This window comes from Tardiphaga sp. P4_G1, from assembly GCF_056401215.1.
In genome coordinates this window covers 17,043-34,412 of sequence record NZ_JBFUJU010000011.1, presented here as the reverse complement: position 1 = coordinate 34,412, position 17,370 = coordinate 17,043, and the positions used below count along the sequence as shown (strand labels likewise).

The 17,370-nt window shown below is 63.3% G+C and carries 19 protein-coding genes; 8 read left to right on the top strand and 11 right to left on the bottom strand.

Annotation, left to right across the window (positions count from 1 at the left end; genetic code table 11):
* Positions 1–5 precede the first annotated feature (5 nt).
* From AC1DUY_RS24270 to AC1DUY_RS24260, 3 genes are read right to left on the bottom strand one after another with little or no spacing between them, the layout of a single operon-like run.
* A complete protein-coding gene (locus AC1DUY_RS24270) occupies positions 6–2,819 on the bottom strand; it encodes a DUF4159 domain-containing protein (RefSeq protein WP_175368850.1) in 2,814 nt (937 codons plus the stop codon).
* A complete protein-coding gene (locus AC1DUY_RS24265) occupies positions 2,819–3,763 on the bottom strand; it encodes a DUF58 domain-containing protein (protein WP_175368681.1) in 945 nt (314 codons plus the stop codon). Before AC1DUY_RS24265 ends, AC1DUY_RS24270 begins: the two co-directional genes overlap by 1 nt.
* Positions 3,763–4,767: an AAA family ATPase gene (locus AC1DUY_RS24260; protein WP_478117695.1), complete on the bottom strand. Its 1,005-nt coding sequence runs from the start codon at positions 4,765–4,767 to the stop codon at positions 3,763–3,765. Before AC1DUY_RS24260 ends, AC1DUY_RS24265 begins: the two co-directional genes overlap by 1 nt.
* Before the next feature lie 261 nt (positions 4,768–5,028).
* Between AC1DUY_RS24260 and AC1DUY_RS24255 the strand changes: the two genes are divergently transcribed.
* The 5 genes from AC1DUY_RS24255 to AC1DUY_RS24235 are packed head-to-tail and all read left to right on the top strand — an operon-like array spanning position 5,029 to position 8,715.
* Positions 5,029–5,640: a DUF1285 domain-containing protein gene (locus tag AC1DUY_RS24255; RefSeq protein WP_175368682.1), complete on the top strand. Its 612-nt coding sequence runs from the start codon at positions 5,029–5,031 to the stop codon at positions 5,638–5,640.
* Between the two features lie 21 nt (positions 5,641–5,661).
* Positions 5,662–6,327, top strand: a complete 666-nt coding sequence (locus AC1DUY_RS24250) for a CoA pyrophosphatase (protein ID WP_175368851.1) — start codon at positions 5,662–5,664, stop codon at positions 6,325–6,327.
* Complete coding sequence (locus tag AC1DUY_RS24245; protein ID WP_068733079.1) at positions 6,324–6,587, top strand: DUF6111 family protein; 264 nt, start codon at positions 6,324–6,326, stop codon at positions 6,585–6,587. Before AC1DUY_RS24250 ends, AC1DUY_RS24245 begins: the two co-directional genes overlap by 4 nt.
* Positions 6,584–7,837, top strand: coding sequence for a CCA tRNA nucleotidyltransferase (locus AC1DUY_RS24240; RefSeq protein WP_478117692.1), 1,254 nt, complete (start codon positions 6,584–6,586; stop codon positions 7,835–7,837). The genes AC1DUY_RS24245 and AC1DUY_RS24240 overlap by 4 nt, the downstream gene beginning before the upstream one ends.
* A gap of 14 nt (positions 7,838–7,851) precedes the next feature.
* Positions 7,852–8,715 carry a serine hydrolase domain-containing protein gene (locus tag AC1DUY_RS24235; protein ID WP_478117690.1) on the top strand — a complete coding sequence of 288 codons (864 nt, stop codon included), beginning with the start codon at positions 7,852–7,854 and terminating at the stop codon, positions 8,713–8,715.
* Positions 8,716–8,762: 47 nt separating this feature from the next.
* Here the strand turns inward: AC1DUY_RS24235 and AC1DUY_RS24230 are convergent, their stop codons facing one another.
* The 3 genes from AC1DUY_RS24230 to AC1DUY_RS24220 all read right to left on the bottom strand — a co-directional run bounded on the left by AC1DUY_RS24230 (position 8,763) and on the right by AC1DUY_RS24220 (position 10,304).
* Positions 8,763–9,014 (bottom strand): YodC family protein, encoded by a 252-nt coding sequence (locus tag AC1DUY_RS24230; RefSeq protein WP_478117688.1) that lies wholly within the window; start codon positions 9,012–9,014, stop codon positions 8,763–8,765.
* 82 nt (positions 9,015–9,096) lie between these two features.
* On the bottom strand, positions 9,097–9,822 hold the full coding sequence (locus tag AC1DUY_RS24225) for an aspartate/glutamate racemase family protein (protein ID WP_478117686.1): 726 nt from the start codon (positions 9,820–9,822) through the stop codon (positions 9,097–9,099).
* 107 nt (positions 9,823–9,929) lie between these two features.
* Complete coding sequence (locus tag AC1DUY_RS24220) at positions 9,930–10,304, bottom strand: nuclear transport factor 2 family protein (RefSeq protein WP_478117684.1); 375 nt, start codon at positions 10,302–10,304, stop codon at positions 9,930–9,932.
* Between the two features lie 29 nt (positions 10,305–10,333).
* Between AC1DUY_RS24220 and AC1DUY_RS24215 the strand changes: the two genes are divergently transcribed.
* Positions 10,334–10,813, top strand: coding sequence for a MarR family winged helix-turn-helix transcriptional regulator (locus tag AC1DUY_RS24215; protein ID WP_478117682.1), 480 nt, complete (start codon positions 10,334–10,336; stop codon positions 10,811–10,813).
* A 98-nt stretch (positions 10,814–10,911) separates the two neighbouring features.
* On the top strand, positions 10,912–11,361 hold the full coding sequence (locus tag AC1DUY_RS24210; protein WP_093759607.1) for a PaaI family thioesterase: 450 nt from the start codon (positions 10,912–10,914) through the stop codon (positions 11,359–11,361).
* An 80-nt stretch (positions 11,362–11,441) separates the two neighbouring features.
* Here AC1DUY_RS24210 and AC1DUY_RS24205 read toward each other — a convergent pair whose 3' ends face one another.
* On the bottom strand, positions 11,442–11,807 hold the full coding sequence (locus tag AC1DUY_RS24205) for a 6-pyruvoyl trahydropterin synthase family protein (RefSeq protein WP_089262534.1): 366 nt from the start codon (positions 11,805–11,807) through the stop codon (positions 11,442–11,444).
* Positions 11,808–11,838: 31 nt separating this feature from the next.
* A complete protein-coding gene (queE, locus tag AC1DUY_RS24200) occupies positions 11,839–12,471 on the bottom strand; it encodes a 7-carboxy-7-deazaguanine synthase (RefSeq protein WP_478117679.1) in 633 nt (210 codons plus the stop codon).
* 192 nt (positions 12,472–12,663) lie between these two features.
* Between queE and AC1DUY_RS24195 the strand changes: the two genes are divergently transcribed.
* Positions 12,664–13,206, top strand: a complete 543-nt coding sequence (locus AC1DUY_RS24195; RefSeq protein WP_231078149.1) for a hypothetical protein — start codon at positions 12,664–12,666, stop codon at positions 13,204–13,206.
* Here AC1DUY_RS24195 and AC1DUY_RS24190 read toward each other — a convergent pair whose 3' ends face one another.
* The 3 genes from AC1DUY_RS24190 to AC1DUY_RS24180 form a co-directional block, all read right to left on the bottom strand.
* Positions 13,207–13,656 (bottom strand): tRNA (cytidine(34)-2'-O)-methyltransferase, encoded by a 450-nt coding sequence (locus tag AC1DUY_RS24190; protein ID WP_478117677.1) that lies wholly within the window; start codon positions 13,654–13,656, stop codon positions 13,207–13,209. It abuts the gene before it with no gap.
* Positions 13,657–13,742: 86 nt separating this feature from the next.
* Positions 13,743–15,032, bottom strand: coding sequence for a siderophore utilization protein FsrB (fsrB, locus tag AC1DUY_RS24185; protein WP_478117675.1), 1,290 nt, complete (start codon positions 15,030–15,032; stop codon positions 13,743–13,745).
* A 106-nt stretch (positions 15,033–15,138) separates the two neighbouring features.
* Positions 15,139–17,337, bottom strand: a complete 2,199-nt coding sequence (locus tag AC1DUY_RS24180; RefSeq protein ID WP_478117673.1) for a TonB-dependent siderophore receptor — start codon at positions 17,335–17,337, stop codon at positions 15,139–15,141.
* Positions 17,338–17,370: the final 33 nt, after the last annotated feature.

Below are 17,370 nucleotides of genomic sequence, written 5' to 3'. Positions count from 1 at the left end.
CGCTCCTATTGTCCGAGACGTTCGATGAGCGCCGGCGCGTGCACCTGATCGGCCTTGTAGTTGCCGGTCAGCGTGTACATCACGATGTTGACGCCGGCGCGGAACGCGAATTCGCGTTGCCGCGGTTCGCCGGGCGTCAGCGGCAGCATCGGCTGGCCGTCCGGCCGCATTGCCCAGGCGCCGGCGAGATCGTTCGAGGTGATGATGATCGGCGATACGCCGTCGCCGCCGCGAGCCGGACGCGAGGCAGCGTCATCGCCATCGTCGCGCGGCAGGGTCTCGACCCAGGTCGGTCCGGAATTGAAGCGGCCGGGGAAGTCGCGCAGAAGATAGAAGGTCTTGGTCAGCACATGTTCGCGCGGCACCGGCTCGAGCTCGGGCACATCGAGCGAGGACAGGATATTGCGCAGCGTCAGCATGCCCGGCGTCTGCGACTCGCCATTAGGTCCGGGCGGCGCCTCGACGGCGTCGCGGGTGTCGAACAGCACCGTGCCGCCTTGCTTCATGTAAGCGTCAATGCGGTTGATGGCTTCCTGCGGCGGCTTGGCCGCGCCGGGAATGATCGGCCAGTAGATCAGCGGGAAGAATGACAGTTCGTCGCGAGAAGGATCGACACCGACCGGTTCGCCGGCTTCCAATGCTGTGCGCTGCGCGAGAAACAGCGTCAGTCCGGTCATACCCGACTTCACGATCGAGTCGACATCGGCATTCCCCGTGACGACATAGGCCAGACGCGTCTGAGACACCGCCTTGACTGCGAAATCGTCGCTGGCCGGATCGGCGCGTGACGGCGTCGGCGCGCCGATCACACTCGTCAGCGCGAGAGCAACTGCGAGTGCGGTAGATACAGCGCGGCGACGGAACATCGCGGCAATGGCACCGCCGAGCAGCGCGACGATGATCGCGTCCACCAAAAACAGCGCCAGCGCCGTGGAGAGCAGGATGCCGCGAAGGTCGCGAGGTTCGGCATTGGTGTAGCTGGCGCGGTTGGCCTTCAGGCCTGAGAAATCGATAGGCTCAATGCGATCGGCCGATGCCAGCGCATTCACCGCGAGCGGGCCATCGGCAGGGCCATAGAAGCCCGGCGGGTGATCGAGCGTGGCGCGGTCGCGATAGTCAGCGGCGAGCGGCTTGGCCGTCGATGGCGGCGGGGTGAAGGCACCGAAACCATCAAGGGTGCGCAGCGGCGCAACCGTTTCCGCGCCGGTCTCGCCGGCGACACCTGCGCCGGGCGTGGACGTATAGCCGGAGATATCGACGACCCTGCGCAGCATTTCGACGAAGGTGCCAGACAATGGCAGATCGGACCAGCGCATATCGGCGCTGACATGGAACAGGGTGACGAGACCTTTGCCGCGGCGTTCGCCGGTGACCAGCGGCGTGCCATCGACCAGCGACGCCCAGCTCTTTGAGGCCAGCGCAGCGTTCGGCTCGGCGAGCACCTGGCGGTTCACGGTGATGTCTTTCGGGACAGGCAGACCGGCGAAGGGACCATCGGCGGCGAAGGACGCCAGATGTTGCGGCTTCTCCCAGGTCAGGCTGCCGCCGAGGCTGCGGTCGCCGCGGCGCAGTTTAACCGGGACGAGATCGTCATCGCCTTGCGCGAGGCGTGGGCCGGCAAAGCGCACCAGCACACCGCCTGCATCGATCCAGGCATTCAGACGCTCGCGGATTTCCGGCGACAGCGTGCCGACATCGGCCAGCACGATCATCGGAAGTTTCTGGTCCAAAAATTGCGTGATCGCCTGTTGCGGCGCCCCGCGATCGCCGAGGCGGACGTCAGCGAATGGCGCCAGCGCGCGCGTTAGATAGAAGGTCGAGGCTAGCAGCGGCTGCGCGGTATCGTTGGTGGCGCCCGAAACGATGCCGATGGCGCGACGGCGCCAGCGCTTGTCGAGCAGTTGCACGGCGCCGGCGGAGCGTTCGCCGGTGATTTCAAGCCGCGCGATGTCGTTGCGCAGTTCCACGGGCAGATCGAACGAGGCTTCGGTCTCGCGGTCGTTCGGTGTGAACAGGAACTTGGCTTCGCCAACCGGCGATCCCTTCTGGTCGAGGCCGCGCACCACGCCGCCGTCCGGGCCGCCGCTATTGGCGCGCAGCACCTTCACGGTCATCTTCGCCGCGGCATTTTCCGCTGCGACCAGCGCATGGGCCGGCGTGGCGCCGCCGTCATAGATGGTCAGTGTGCGGTCGCCGATGGTCTTCGCAAGGCCTTGCGTGAAATCCGCGCCACGGCCGGTGTCGACGCCGTCGGAGAGCCAGACGATTTCGCTGTCGCCGGTGGCCTTCAGGAAGCGCTCCAGCGCCGGCAGCGTATCGACGCGGTCGATGGCATAGGGCTTCGGCGAGAGCTGGCGCAGCGCGACGCGTGCGGTGCCGCCGGGTAGCATTGTGATGTCGCGGTTCGGTTCCGACAGCGGAACAAGGGCCACGCCGCGGCGATTGCTGTCGGCATTGGCAATCAGCTCATCCGCCGCCTTGACGCGAGCGTCCCAGCTCGCCGCGGCGCTCCAGCCATCGTCCAGCAAAATCGTCAGCGGGGCGTTGCTGCCGGCAGCTCCGGTCTGCGGATTCCAGACCGGGCCGGCGGCAGCAAAGATGATCAGTGCCGCAGCCAGCAGGCGCAGCAGTGTCAGCCACCACGGCGAGCGCGACGGGGTCTCTTCCTTCGGCGTGATATCGAACAGCAGACGTGTCGGCGGAAACGCGATGCGCTGCGGGCGCGGTGGCATCACGCGCAGCAACCACCATAGCACCGGAAGGCTGATCAGGCCGAGCAGCAGCAGCGGTTGGGCGAAGGCGAGCGGAAAGCCACCGATCATGCTGAACGTCCTGCCTTGACCATGCTGCCGCCGCCGGCAGATTTGTTGACCATCATGCCGCCATGCAGGAACAGCAGCAGCTCAGCCGCCGAGCGGCTGGTGGTGTGTGTCGAGAACAGCCAGCCGAGTTTGGCGGTTTCAGCGCGGATTTCCTCGCGATGCGCGGCGACGCGGGCGACGTAGTCTTCGGCCCAGGTCTGTGCACGGCCGGCGGTGATGACATTGCCGCTTTCCGGCTCGACGAATTCGACGCGGCCGGAATAAGGGAAACTCTCCTCGGCGGGATCGACGACCTGCACCAGTGCGCCATGCGCGCCGGATGACGACAGACCGGCCAGCATCTCCTTGATCTCCGGCATCGGCGACCAGAAGTCGCCGAGCACCACGATCTCGGCCAGTGCTGAGGGCACAAACGAAGGTGGCAGGCTGGCGCGGTTCGTCGTGTCGTGCAGCATCGCCTGCGCCATCTTGTCGATGACGCTGCGGCTGGACGTCGGATTCATCAGGCCGGGCACGCCGACGCGTTCACCGCCGGCCACCAGCAATTCAGCCAGTGCGAAGGTGACGATCAGCGCGCGTTCGAGCTTGCTGTCGCGCGCGCCCTTGGAGGCAAAGGCCATCGACAGCGACCGGTCCGGCCACAGCCAGACTGTGTGCGCGGCTTCCCATTCCTGCTCGCGGACATACAAATGATCGTCGCGCGCCGAACGGCGCCAGTCGACATTCTGCGACGGTTCGCCGGAGACGAAGCGACGATATTGCCAGAAACTTTCGCCATGGCCGGCGCGGCGCCGGCCATGCAGGCCATGGATGACGGTCGCAGCAATGCGCCGGGCCTCCAGCACCAGACGTGGCAATGACGCAGCAAGCGAACGGCTTTCACCATCGGCGCGGCGGACTGCGATGATCTCCTGCGTGGCGTGATCCGGCGCTGCGGCCATTAACCGATCCGCGTCTTGAGCTGACGGATGACGTCGGGGACTGTGCGACCTTCGGCACGCGCCGAGAAGGTCAGCGCCATACGATGCTTCAGGATCGGTTCGGCGAGATAGAGCACGTCGTCGATCGACGGCGCGAGACGGCCATCGAGCAATGCACGGGCACGCACTGCCAGCATCAGCGACTGTGACGCGCGAGGACCTGGGCCCCAGGCGATCAGCTTGCTGGCATCGCCTGCGTCCGGTCCCGGACGTGCCGAGCGCACCAATGTAAGAATCGCTTCGACCACGCTGTCGCCGACCGGCAGACGGCGGATTAGGCGCTGCGCGGTAATCAGCGTTTCAGCGGTCACGGCAGCCTTGGCGATGGTTTCTTCGGCGCCGGTGGTTTCGAACAGGATGCGGCGTTCAGCATCGCGATCCGGATAATCGACGTCGATCTCCATCAGGAAGCGATCGAGCTGCGCTTCCGGCAGCGGATAGGTGCCTTCCTGCTCCAGCGGATTCTGCGTGGCCAGCACATGGAACGGCTTCGGCAGATCGTGCCGGGCGCCGGCGACGGTGATGTGCTGTTCCTGCATCGCCTGCAGCAATGCGGATTGCGTGCGCGGCGAGGCGCGGTTGATTTCGTCGGCCATCAGAAGCTGTGCGAAGACAGGTCCCGAGATGAAGCGGAACGAGCGCTTGCCGGCGACGCTCTCGTCCAGCACTTCGGCGCCGAGAATGTCTGAAGGCATCAGGTCGGGGGTGAACTGGATGCGCTTGGCATCGAGGCCGAGCGTGGCGCCCAGCGTTTCCACCAGCTTGGTTTTGGCGAGGCCCGGAACACCGATCAGCAGCGCATGGCCGCCGGACAGAATGGTCACCAGCGTGTTTTCGACGACGCGTTCCTGGCCGAAGATGACAGTGGAGATAGCTTCCTTGGCGGCGCGCATCTGGCCAGCCACCTGTTCCGCGGAGCGGACAATCACGTCTTCGAGTTTCTCGACACTGTCAGCGCCAGCCATCCATTGCTCCTTCGGGTGAACGGCGCCTGAAACACGCCGCCGCATTTGTCGTCACGCCATCTTAGTATTCCATGGACCTGATGCTAAACTTAAGCGAAGGCCATGTATTTGTTGAATTAAACTATCCCCACAATATCGGGATGCGGCTATGAACTGCATCACGTTGTGGCGAGTTTGAATGTGACACCGCACGTTTCAAGACTTGAGGTTCAAGACTTGCACCAAACGTGCCAAATGGCAGTGGTAAAGTCAGGGCAAACAATGGCGAAGCAAGGGCAGATCGCAAATCAGGGGCTGGATGGCCTGACAACTGCGGCGAAGGATGCGGCGGCCAACGGTAAAGCCGGCAAGGGCCTGCCGCCGGTGCATCTGTGGAATCCGCCATTCTGCGGCGATCTCGACATGCGAATCGCTGGCGATGGTACGTGGTTCTATTTGGGGACGCCGATCGGCCGGCCCGCATTGGTGCGGTTGTTCTCAACGATCCTGAAGCGTGAGGGCGGCAAGCACTTTCTCGTGACCCCCGTGGAAAAGGTCGGCATCACCGTGGACGATGCCCCATTTCTCGCCGTCGAGATGCTCAAGGAGCAGGACACGCGCGGCACGGTGTTGAAGTTTCGCACCAATGTGGACGATTGGGTGGAGTGTGACAGCATACACCGGCTGCGATTCGAGATGGCTGAGGACGGCGGGTTGACGCCCTATCTGCATGTCCGCAGTGACCTATGGGCCAAGGTGACGCGGGCGGTCTATTACGATCTGGTTGACATGGGCGAGGAGCGGATGGTCGATGGTACTGCGATGTTCGGCATCGCCTCCGCGGGCGCGTTTTTCGCCATGGCCGATGCGGAGCAGGTGAGGGAAGCTACATAAGTGAGCCGGGCGAATGAGCCGATGCTGAAGACCGACGCGGATGCCGCGGATATCGGTTCAGTTGAGTTTTTCAAGCGGGCGAAGGCACGCCTGAATTTCGATGTGCCAGAGGGGCTCACCGATGCCAGCATCATTCCCGTCACCGGCGATGCCGGCAACGACCGCATGATCCAGATTGTGGCGCAGGAGCGGCCGATCCGTCCGGCCGCGGTCCTGATCGGCATCGTCGAACACGAACAACCAACCGTGCTGCTTACCCAGCGCTCCGCGCATCTCAACGATCATGCCGGACAGATCTCGTTTCCCGGTGGCAAGATCGATCCGACCGATGTCTCGCCGCTGGACGCCGCGTTGCGCGAGGCCGAGGAGGAAATCGGTCTCGATCGCTCCTTCGTCGAGCCGATCGGCTATCTCGATCTCTATGCAACCGGCTTCGGCTTTCGCATCCTGCCGACACTGGCGCGGGTGAAGCCGGGCTTCAGTCTCACGATCAACGAGAACGAAGTCGAAAGCGCGTTCGAGGTGCCGCTGGCGTTTCTGATGGACCCCGCCAATCATCAGCTGCACAGCAAGGAATTCCGCGGCATGGAGCGGTCCTACTACGCGATGCCGTTCGCCGAACGCTATATCTGGGGCGCTACCGCAGGCATCCTGCGCGTGCTGTATGAACGGATCGTGCTCACATGATCCGTCCGGTTCTGACCGAAGTCGGCATCTTCCTCATCCCGTTTGCGCTCTATGCTATTTTCCTCATCGCGACCAAGAATGGCGTGGCACTGAAATCGTCATGGCCGATGCCGGTGATGATCAGGCTCGCCATCGCCGCCGCCGTGCTGGTGATCGTGAGCCTCGTGCTGCTGGCGCAGTTTTCCGGCGCGCCGCCAGGATCGACCTATGTCCCGGCGCATATCGAAAACGGCAGGCTCGTTCCCGGGGTCGAAAAATGAGCGTGCGCAAACTGCCCGACGCGCCGTGGCTCACGTCAGGACCGTCCGGGCAGGTGCTGGCGCTGCTCAACGGCAATGGCGAGGAAGCCCGCGCGGTCGGCGGCGCCGTCCGCAACGCTCTGATGAAATTGCCAGTGGGCGAAATCGATATAGCCACGACGGCCGTGCCCGATGAAGTGATCCGCCGCGCCAAGGCGGCCCATATCAAGAGTGTACCGACGGGCATTGAGCACGGCACGGTGACGCTGGTGGTCGATGGCGCACCGTTCGAGGTCACGACATTGCGCGAAGACGTCGAGACCTTTGGCCGCAAGGCCAAGGTGGCATTCGGGCGCGACTGGAAGCGCGATGCCGAACGACGTGATTTCACGATGAACGGCCTTTCGGCATCCATCGACGGCGTGGTGCATGATCATGTCGGCGGCCTGTCCGATCTCGATGCCCGGCGGGTGCGCTTCATCGGCGATCCCGACCGGCGCATCGCCGAAGACTATCTGCGTATTCTCAGGTTCTTCCGCATTCATGCCGCCTATGGCGCCGGGACGCCGGATCGCGAGGGCTATCTCGCCAGCATTCGTGGCCGTGATGGACTGGCGGGAATATCGGCCGAACGTATCAGGATGGAGTTGCTGAAGCTGCTGGTGGCCGATGGGGCCTTCGCGGCGGTGGATGCGATGGTCGATGCCGGCCTGATGCTGCGGATCGCCGGCGGCGTCACCTACAAGGGACCATTCGCGGCGATGATCGCCATCGAGCAGGTGCTTGGGCAAAAACCCGATGCGGTTCTGCGGCTTGGCGCGCTCGGCGTGGCCGTCACCGAGGATGCGCGGCGGCTTGCGCAAAAGCTGCGGCTGTCCAATGACGAAACCAAGGCCTTGGATTCCATGGGCCATCGCTGGTGGCGGCTGAAGGGCATGGACGAATCCCATGCCCGGCGGCGGCTCTATCGGCTCGGCGAAACGCGCTATCGCAATCGCATGATGCTGGCCTGGGCCCGCGCCGGCCGCGATGCTGATGTGGAGGCGTGGAAAACGCTCGTGACCTTGCCCGAGCGCTGGACCCCGCCGGTATTTCCGCTCAGGGCTGCCGACTTCATGGCGCGCGGCATCGCCAAGGGCCCGGCGCTCGGCCATGTGCTGGCGCTGGCGGAAGATGCCTGGCTGGCGCTGGACTTTCCGATGGAGGTCGATGTGTTGACTGTTATCGCCGACCAAACGATTGCGCGATTCAAGCACGACCATCAGCTCTAAGTCTCGACGGTACCATGAAGCACGTCATTCGCCCCGGTTCTGCCGATATCAGCGATGATGCCGACGTCTTTGTGCCGTGGTGGAGTTTCACCAAGACGCTGATTGCCGCCACGGCACTGACCATGGTGCGTGATGGACAGTTGGCTCTGGATGATGCGTTGCCGGGCGAGTCCTCTACGCTCCGCCAGTTGTTGCAGCATCGCGCCGGTCTGGCCGACTACGGTTCTGTTACGGCCTACCATGCGGCTGTCGCTGCCGGTGAAGACGCCTGGCCGGTGGACCAGCTGCTGCACTCAGTTTCTGCTCTGCATGCCGGAATTGAGCCGGGCCATTTCGCCTATTCGAATGTCGGCTATTTGCTGGTCCGGGAACATCTCGAACGCGTGAGCGGGCTGGGGCTCGATGCCTTGATACGACACCGGTTGCTCGAACCCTTCGGTGTGGTCGGGCCGCGCATCGCCAATCAACGCAGCGATCTCGCCGATGTCCGGATGGGCAATGCGCAGTCTTACGATCCGCGCTGGGTCTATCACGGGCTGGCGGTCGGGACATTGCGCGATGCCGCAATGCTGTTGCACCGCTTGATGACGACGGACTTGCTGCCTGTGGGGCTGCGCGACGAGATGTGCCACGGAATCGCAGTGGGTGATCCCGGTACAGGACGTCCGTGGCAACACGCGGCTTACGGCCTTGGCGTCATGGCGGGAACGACAACCAGTAATTTAAGCGTCGTTGGGCACACCGGCGGAGGTCCGGGCAGTGGCATCGCCGTCTATCATTGTCCCGAACATGCGCAGGCGACCGTCGCGGTCTTCGCGGCCGACGGTGCTGCGGGTCATATCGAGGCGGACGCGTTCAAACTCGGTCTGCAGAGATGAACAACAAGCCGCCGCCGGACATTTCCGCCCGGCGGCGGACGGCCTGATCAGGCCACCTTGCTCTTGTGCTCTTCTTCTTCGTCGTCGTGTTCTTCAGCTTCGTCCTCTTCGCTCTCGTCTTCGTCGTCATGCGGGATGACGAGGGCGAGTTCGAGCACGGCACGCGGAAGGGTCTCGCGGAACAAATCGCCTTCCTCGCCCAGCCAGATGCATTCAATATCGTTGCCGTCAACGTCGGCCACGGTCAGAGGGCAACCGCCCGACTTCAGCATGACGACATCGCCTGATTTCAATTCCATGGTCGGCTCCCGAAATGTGTGTGACACGCGCTGAGTCTAGCTGCGCGTCATGACAGGCCGAACACGGGGATGTTTCTGTCAGCTATTTTTGCTGAAGCAGTTTTGCGAGTTCCGCGCCGAGGCCAGCATTCTCGAACGCTGGCGGTGGGCTGGTATTGTTGAGACCATTCGCCGCCGCGGCGATCACCGCGCGCGTGCCGGTCTCAACGGAACACAGGACGGGTACCGGCACGTCAGCTTGGATGCGAGACGCAAGGCCGGCGAGCGCAGCGCCGCCAAGGATCACGACCTCGGCCCCGTCGTCCGTGGCACAGGCCGTGCAAGCGCTGGCGAGCGCGGCCAGTGCTGCATCGGGATTCCGCGCGATATCGCCGCCGGTCGGTGCGATGGTGCGCACCTTGGCGAGCTTGTCGGCCAAGCCGATACTTCCGACGAACTCCCGGAGCATCGGGCCCCACAGCGCGCCGCCGGTGACGATGGCGAAACGCCCGCGTCTGGACGCCTCGATGCAGGACGCTTCGGCCATGCCGACCACGGGGACATCAGCGATCTCGCGCAAAGCCAGCAGGCCAGGGTCGCCGAAACAGGCGAGATAGACGGCATCGCAGCGGTCGCGATGCGTCGCATAGGCGTCGAGCGCCGCATGGCCTGCGATGGCCGCCGATGCGCGCGTCGAAATATAGCGGGCGCCGAACCGGCCGGTCGCCGGCACAAAGGTCGCGGCATCGCCGGCGATGGTTTCGGCATGCCGTTTCACCAGCGTGGTAACGCTTTCGGTCGTGTTGGGATTGATCAGCAGGATACGCACGGGGGGGCTCTCGATGAGTCCGTCCACTATAGGCGTCAGCGCGGGAAATGCACGGCGATCATCGAGACGCATGCGGGAGCGCATATGGCGTGCCGCCCGCGGTGGTCCTAGCTGCCGGCGCTGTAATAGGCTTCGCTGCGGATGATCTGGTGATCGGCATCGAAATCCATCATCTCGCAGGCCCGGGTCGGTCCACCGGGCAGCGGCGCGCTCCACCAGACCGTCAGGCGCTGTAACGCGCCGTCCCAGGCGGCGCTCTCCAGGGTGAGATGTGGCTCGGATAGCCCGCCATAGGCGGCGTGCCAGTAGGTGCGAATGGCGTCGCGTCCCTTTATGGTGGATGATCCCGCCAGTTTCGTTGCCAGCGGGCTGCGCATCTCGCCTTCGGGAGCAAAATGATCAACGATCGTATCGATCGCGAGCCGATTCCAGTTTGCAGCCCATTGCGGCGCGAATGCCATCGCGTCCTGCCGCGTCAACATGCGTCCCGTCTCCCTGTCGTGAGCCTTCGATGAGCCCATCTGCCGTAAAACCTAGCACCGCCAAGAATCAAGTCAATATTATTGACCTGAAGAAACTCGATCCGCTCGATGATGCGCTGGCGCTGATGTATTTCGGATGGCGCGGGATGACGCGCGCGGCTGACGAATATCTGGCAACGGTCGGCCTGTCGCGAGTCCACCATCGCATTCTCTATGCCGTGCTGCGCGGCGATGGCATCACGATGTCGGATCTGCTGGCGATCCTGCAGATTTCGAAACAGGCGCTGCATCGCCCGATGAAGCAATTGCTCGATGAGGGCTATGTGGCCGTCAAGCGCGATCCGACGCGGCATCGTTTCAAGATTCTTGAACTGACGCCCGCCGGCCGCGCGGTCGAGCGCATCGCATCCGGTCATGAGCGCAAGATCATGGCCCGCGCCTTCAAGAAGGCGGGGGCGGGCAGCCAGGCCGCATGGTCGGCGGTGATGGCGGAGGCGGCGCGCGACTAGCCAAGTTCAAGTCTTGAGGTCAACAATATTGACTTGATAGGCAAGCTCTGCCATCCCGGTCTCATAACAAGGATGTTCACGGGACGGCGGAGGCGAACATGACGACTGAGATTGGTGACGCGAGCAGTGGCCTGAAGCTTGTGCAGCAGGCCTTCGCCGCAGGCGGATTTGCGCGCGGCATCGGCCGCACACTCGGCATCAAGGGCGAGTCCGCAGAGCAGGGCAAGGTTGTGCTGGTCGGCTCGCCGAACGAGGATCACTACAATCCGCTCGGAACGGTGCATGGCGGTTACGCGGCCACGATGCTGGATGGCGCCATCGCGCTGGCGGTGCAGACCTCGCTGCCGGCAGGGACCGGTTACGCGACGCTCGATCTCAAGGTCACCTACATTCGCGCCATGACGGCTGCATCAGGGCCGATCCGCGCCGAAGGCCGTATCATTCACATGGGACGCAGGATGGCCGCGACGGAGGGGACGCTGACCGACAAGGATGGCAGGCTTTGTGCCCATGCCACCGCCACCTGCATGATCACGGGAAAAGACTAGAGCATCATCCCGAAAAGTGGATACCGGCTTTCGCCGACAAACGAATTCGTTTGTCGAGAGATCATGCGCCAATAAAGACTCTAGCCTTTCGGCCCGAAATATACGCAGCTCTCGTTGCAGCTGTCGCGAAACACGCCGACGCGGACGACCGGAGCCTTGTCGGCGACGCGGTCCCAGATGAAGCGCGAGAGATTTTCCAGCGTCGGAATGCCGATCGCTTCGATCTTGTTGAGAAACTTGTGGTCGAGCGTCTTGCGCAGCTCGTCGAGGCTGCGGTCGAGCAAGCCGAGATCCATCACCATCCCGGTCACGGGATCCGGCACGCCGCGGATGGTGACTTCGGCGCGGAAGGAGTGGCCATGGATTTCCTGGCTCACTTCGCCCAGCGTGGTGTGAGACAGCGCATGCGCCGCCTCGAAGCGAAACGATTTGGTCAGTTCCCACATAGGAAATCGTCGTCCTTAGAAGTCCGGGTCCTTAGCGGATCCCAAGTGTCTTGTGTGTCTGCACGCTCAGCCGCCATTGCGGGTGGCGCAGGCAGTAGTCCACCGCGTGCGCGGTATTACTGATGGCGTCCGGTCCGTCCATCGGCTGCAATGAGAAACGCTCGAAGGTGAGGCCTTCGAATTTTTCCGGCATCGCCTGCGCCTGCGGATAGACCAGCTTCAATTCGTGTCCGCTGCGCACCACCAGTTCAGCGCCGGCCTTCGGGCTGACGCAGATCCAGTCGATACCTGCGGGCGGCGCGACCGTGCCGTTGGTCTCGACGCCGATCTCGAAGCCGCGCGCATGCAGCGCGTCGATCAGCTCGGAATCCACCTGCAGCAGCGGCTCGCCGCCGGTCAGCACCACATAGCGGTTATCGGAAGGGCCCACCCATTGCGCGGCGATGGTGTCGGCGAGCTTGTCGGCGGTGGGGTAACGACCGCCCAGCGTGCCGTCCATACCGACGAAGTCGGTGTCGCAGAACTGGCAGGTGGCCTCGGCGCGGTCCTGTTCCCGACCCGTCCAGAGATTACAGCCGGAAAACCGGCAGAATACGGACGCGCGGCCGGCATGGGCGCCTTCGCCCTGTAGTGTCAGGAAAATCTCTTTGACCGCGTAACTCACTGTCTCAGCTCTCTAAAACCGGCATGCCCGATCCGGCTCGGGGCACATCTCGGTTCCATATGGGGTAAGCCGCGGCTCTTAGCACGGCTGGCCGGTGGATGTCCCGGCCGATCACCGACATGTCAATTGCGATGTCCGGCGCGGGCCGCCAAAGGTCGATGACATCACGTCAAATTGTCGCACCTGGATACCATGCAGCCGTCGCTCGTCACATCCGGCAGTTCTGCCGCTGCCACACGTACGTGCGGGACCTGCACCATGTGCTGCAAGGTCTATCGCATCGACGACCTCGCCAAGCCGGCCGGCAAGTGGTGCAAGCACTGCGCGATCGCGCAGGGCTGCAAGATCTATGACACCCGGCCGCAGCAATGCCGCGCCTTCGATTGCGTCTGGATCCAGGACGACGAGATGCCGGAATCCTGGAAGCCGGAAAATTCGAAGATCGTGTTTTCGGTCTATCCGACCACCGGCTTCATCTATGGCCAGGTCGATCCCGGCACGCCTTTCGCCTGGCAGAAAGAGCCTATCCATTCCGGCCTGATCGCCTGGTCGGAGAAGCTGCTGGCAGAACGTCGCCACCTGCTGATCTTCGTTGGTGGCAATGCCACGCTGATCATGCCCACCGGCCCGGTGCCGATCGGTCCGATGTCGCCGGCGGATGGCTTCATCATCCGCGAAACCTTCACGGCGAAGGGCAAGGACTACATCGCCACGCGTGTGCCGAGCGGGCGGTAGTCAGCCGCGCGTCTGCCGCAGGGCCTCTCCCAATGCCATGGCCACCGTCATCGCCAGATTGATCGATCGCAGGCTCTCACGCATGGGAATGACGATGCGGCTGTCTGCGGCGGCCGCGACATCCTCCGGCACCCCGGCGGATTCCCGCCCGAACATCAGGATGTCATTGGTGTCATAGCGATGATCGAGATAGGGCTCCGCGCCCTTGGTGGTGAACAGCGCGAGGCGATGACCGGCCTTGCGCCGCCAGTCCTCGAAATGCCGCCATGAATCGTGCCGGACGATCGATACCTGATCGAGATAGTCCATGCCGGCGCGGCGGAAATGGCGGTCGGAGGTCGGAAAGCCCGCCGGTTCGATAATATGCGCTTCGACATCGAGACAGGCACAGAGCCGCAGTATGGTGCCGGTGTTCTGCGGAATGTCAGGCTGGTAGAGGGCGATGCGCACGGCGGACTTTCTCCGGCCGCATCTTGATCGACGCGGCCCATGTCAGGCGATAGCGCCTGACATGCAGTCGGACAAGGCCGGCGGCTCTACTCAGCCGGCGCGAGTCGCGTATTCGAACGTGCTTCCGTTGTCTCGCGTACCTTCACGCGTGCGCGGCGCTTGCGCCACCAGATCACCACGCCGGTGACTGAGAGCGCCGCCACGACCAGGCCCATCGCCGAAATCAGGATGCGGCCAGGCAGACCCAGGATTCGTCCCGAATGCATCGGGAACTGCATCTGCACAAAGATGTCGGCGGCGGTGCCGACCCAGGGCAGCTTGGCGCCGAGCGGACGGCCGTCTTCGCTGTCGTAAAAAAGCGACGGCGGGCCGACACCTGCGGCGCCGTGATCGTCGCCAGGCTCGAAGAAGAACACCTGATACACGCCGTGTGCCGGGCCGTAGAACAGCGAGCCGATCGGTGTGGTCCAGCCGCGCGCCTTGCCGTCGGCGGTGGCGCGCTCGAGAATCTGGGCCCAGGTCATCTTGGGTTCGATCGGGTTATCGAGGTGACGATACTCACGCTGCTCGTAAGGCGTCGGCGTGTAGTCCGAGAACTTCTTCATCAGCGGCGAGAAGACCTCGAAATAGAGGTTCAGCGAGAACGCCGTGAACGCGATGATGAAGAGCAGGGCCCAGGTCCACAGGCTGAAGGCGCGGTGGATGTCGAAATTGATCCGGTAGGCGCTGCCCGAGGTCTTGATCATCCAGGCCGGCTTCCAGCGCGCCCAGAACCCCTTGCCGAGTTCGCGCACGACGGCGGGAGCGGCTCCCGCCTTGACGCGTTTGCGCGACGGCAGTGTCAGATAGAATCCGATGAAGCAATCGATGGTCCAGATGATGGCGATGACGCCGAGGATGCGCATGCCCCAGCGGTCGCTGCCCCAGAATTCCGGGATGTGCATCGTGTAGTGCAGCTTGTAGAGAAACGAGACGAAGTTCTCGCGGGTCACGGGCCAGACGGCGCCCCAATAGCGGCGGCCGAGTTCCTCACCGGTGTTGGGATCGAGGAAGATCTGATTGTAATCGAGCGTGTAACGCTTGCTTGTCGTGGGATCGATCCGCGGCAGAACAAAAAATGAGAGCGACTCATTCTTTTCCGGCGTCATGTACATGTGGATCACACGCGCACGCGGATCGCGCTGCTCGATCAGGCCCGCGAGTTCGATCGACGGTTTGGCGGGGCCCGCGGTGGTGACGTCCTTCAGCTTGCTGTTGAGGAGATCGTCAAGCTCGTGATCCCACGAGATAACCGCGCCGGTGACGCCCGAGAAGAACAGGAAGGCGGCGGTGAGGAGTCCAGCCCAGCGATGCAGGCGCCCGAAGATCGATCTCATGGCGTTCCGCCCGTGTTGTTGTGGTCGCGTTTACTACCAAGTGTCGCCACTGCCGGTCGAGAGACCGGCGGTGGCGTATTGTCGCGTTTTAGGGTGATTCTAATGTTCACCAGCGATAGGTCAGCTTGGCGACGACTTTGCGCGAGTCACCGTAGAAGCAACCATAAACGGGGCTGTAGCAGGATGAAACATAGCGGGTGTCCGCAATGTTGGTGACGTTGAGCGCGAGCCGGTAGTTCTTCTGATTATAGGCCAGTAGCGCGTCGATCACGGTGGCTCCCGGCACCTTGCTTGTGTTGGCATCGTCGGCCCAGCTATCGCCGATGTAGCGAATGCCGCCGCCGACCTGGACGCCCTCGAACAGGCCGCCTTGCATCGTGTAGTCGCTCCAGATGCCCAAGCGATTCATCGGCACGGTGGTCAGAGCCTTGCCAACATTCACCGGATCCTTGGTGACTTCGATGTCGATGTAGGAATAGGCGGCGCGGACATTGAAGCCGGCGGCGAGGGTGGCGGTGGCTTCCAGTTCGATGCCGCGCGAATTGACCTCGCCGGTTTGAATCGCCGTGAACGGCGCAACAGGCAGGAAGCGAACGACATTTTGCCGGGTCAGGTCGAAGGCGGCAAGCGTGATCATCGCATTGACGCCGACCGGCTGATACTTGATGCCGACCTCATGCTGATGCGCTGTTTCCGGCGCCAGCAGGCTGCCATTGGCGATGTTCAGCACCGGCAGGAACGACTCCGAGTAGCTGTAATAGGGCGCCACGCCGCTGTCGAAATTGTAGATCACGCCCGCACGACCAGTGAAGGCCGAGGCATCGGTGGAGGTCGATGAACCGTCCATGTAGTTGTCGTAGGTCGTCTTGGCGAAATCCTGCCGGCCGCCGAGCTGGACCGAGAGCCGGCCGAGCTTGATCTGGTCCTGCGCATAGATGCCAACCTGCGACTGCTTCACGCGATAGTCTTCGTAGAGCGCGCCCTTGGTCCAGGTATTGGTGTAGGCGGGGTTGAAGACGTTGAGGGGATCGGCGCTGTAGCTCGTGTTGACGTCGGTCGATGTCGTGTTTCGATAGTCTATGCCGAACAGCGTGGTGTGGCTCAGGATGCCGGTGGTGAAGTGGCCCTCCAGCTGGTTGTCGACGGCGATGGAGTTGATCGTCGAGGCCGAGGATCCGCCGTAGCGGTAGAGCAGCCCGGCGGCTTCGTCGAGGTACCCGCCGGCATTGATGCTGTCGGATTCGTTGTGCATCCACGAGTAGCGCAGGTTCTGCCGGAAGGTCAGGTTGTCGTTGATGTTATGCGCGAACAGGTAGCCAACCGAAGCGATCTCGTTGTCGTATCTGTTGAAGCCGGGTTCGCCGGTGTTGCGGTTGATAGGGATGATACGGCCCGCATTCGGATAGATCGTGCCGGATGCCGGCAGGAACTGCAGACCCCAGCCGTTCTTCTCCTTCTGATAATTCGCCAGCACTGTGAGCGTGGTGTCTTCGTTCGGCTTGAAGGTGACGGCCGGCGCGATGAAGACGCGGCTGTCCCTGGCGTCATCGACCTGCGTGCCGCCGTCACGGACCAGGCCGGTCAGGCGATAGAGCACCGTGCCTTCCTTGTTGGCGGGACCGCCAAAATCGAACTCGCCCTGATAGCGGTCGAAACTGCCGCCTGACACCGAGATTTCGCCGAACTGACGGGCGGTCGGCAGCTTGCTGACATAGTTGAGAATGCCGCCCGGTCCGCTGCCACCATACATCACCGAGGACGGTCCTTTCAGCACTTCGAGACGAGACGCGCCGAAGGGATCGAGGCTGTCGAAATGGATATAGGGCGTACTGGGCAGCCGCAGGCCATCGAGATACAGCCCCTGCTGTGTCATGTCGAAGCCGCGGATCTGAATGCCGCCATTGCGGGTGTCGGAACCGCCATTGACGTCGCCATTGGCGCCCGCGGTGTAGCGCAGCGCCTGAGTGAGGGTCTGTGCGTCCTGGGTCTTGATCTGGTCGGAGGTGATCACCGAGATCGATTGCGGAGTTTCCATGATCGGGGTGTCGGTCTTGGTGGCGGAGCCGCTGCGATTGGCGACGAAACCGATCACGGGGCCGCCGGCGCGCTCACCGGCGTTGGGATTGGCTGGTGCCACCGGTGCCGCCTGCGGCGCACGGGCCATGCGATTGGTGCGGGCGGCGCGGCTGGTCGATGTGCGCTGGGTCGGCCTGGCCGTCGCCGGACGCGTACGCTGCTGCGGCGCATCCACCGTCACTGGCGGCAGGGCCGACTGAGCGTCGGCAGTACCTGTCGGAATCGACAAAGCGAGACCGCTGACGGCGCAAAGACATAGAGC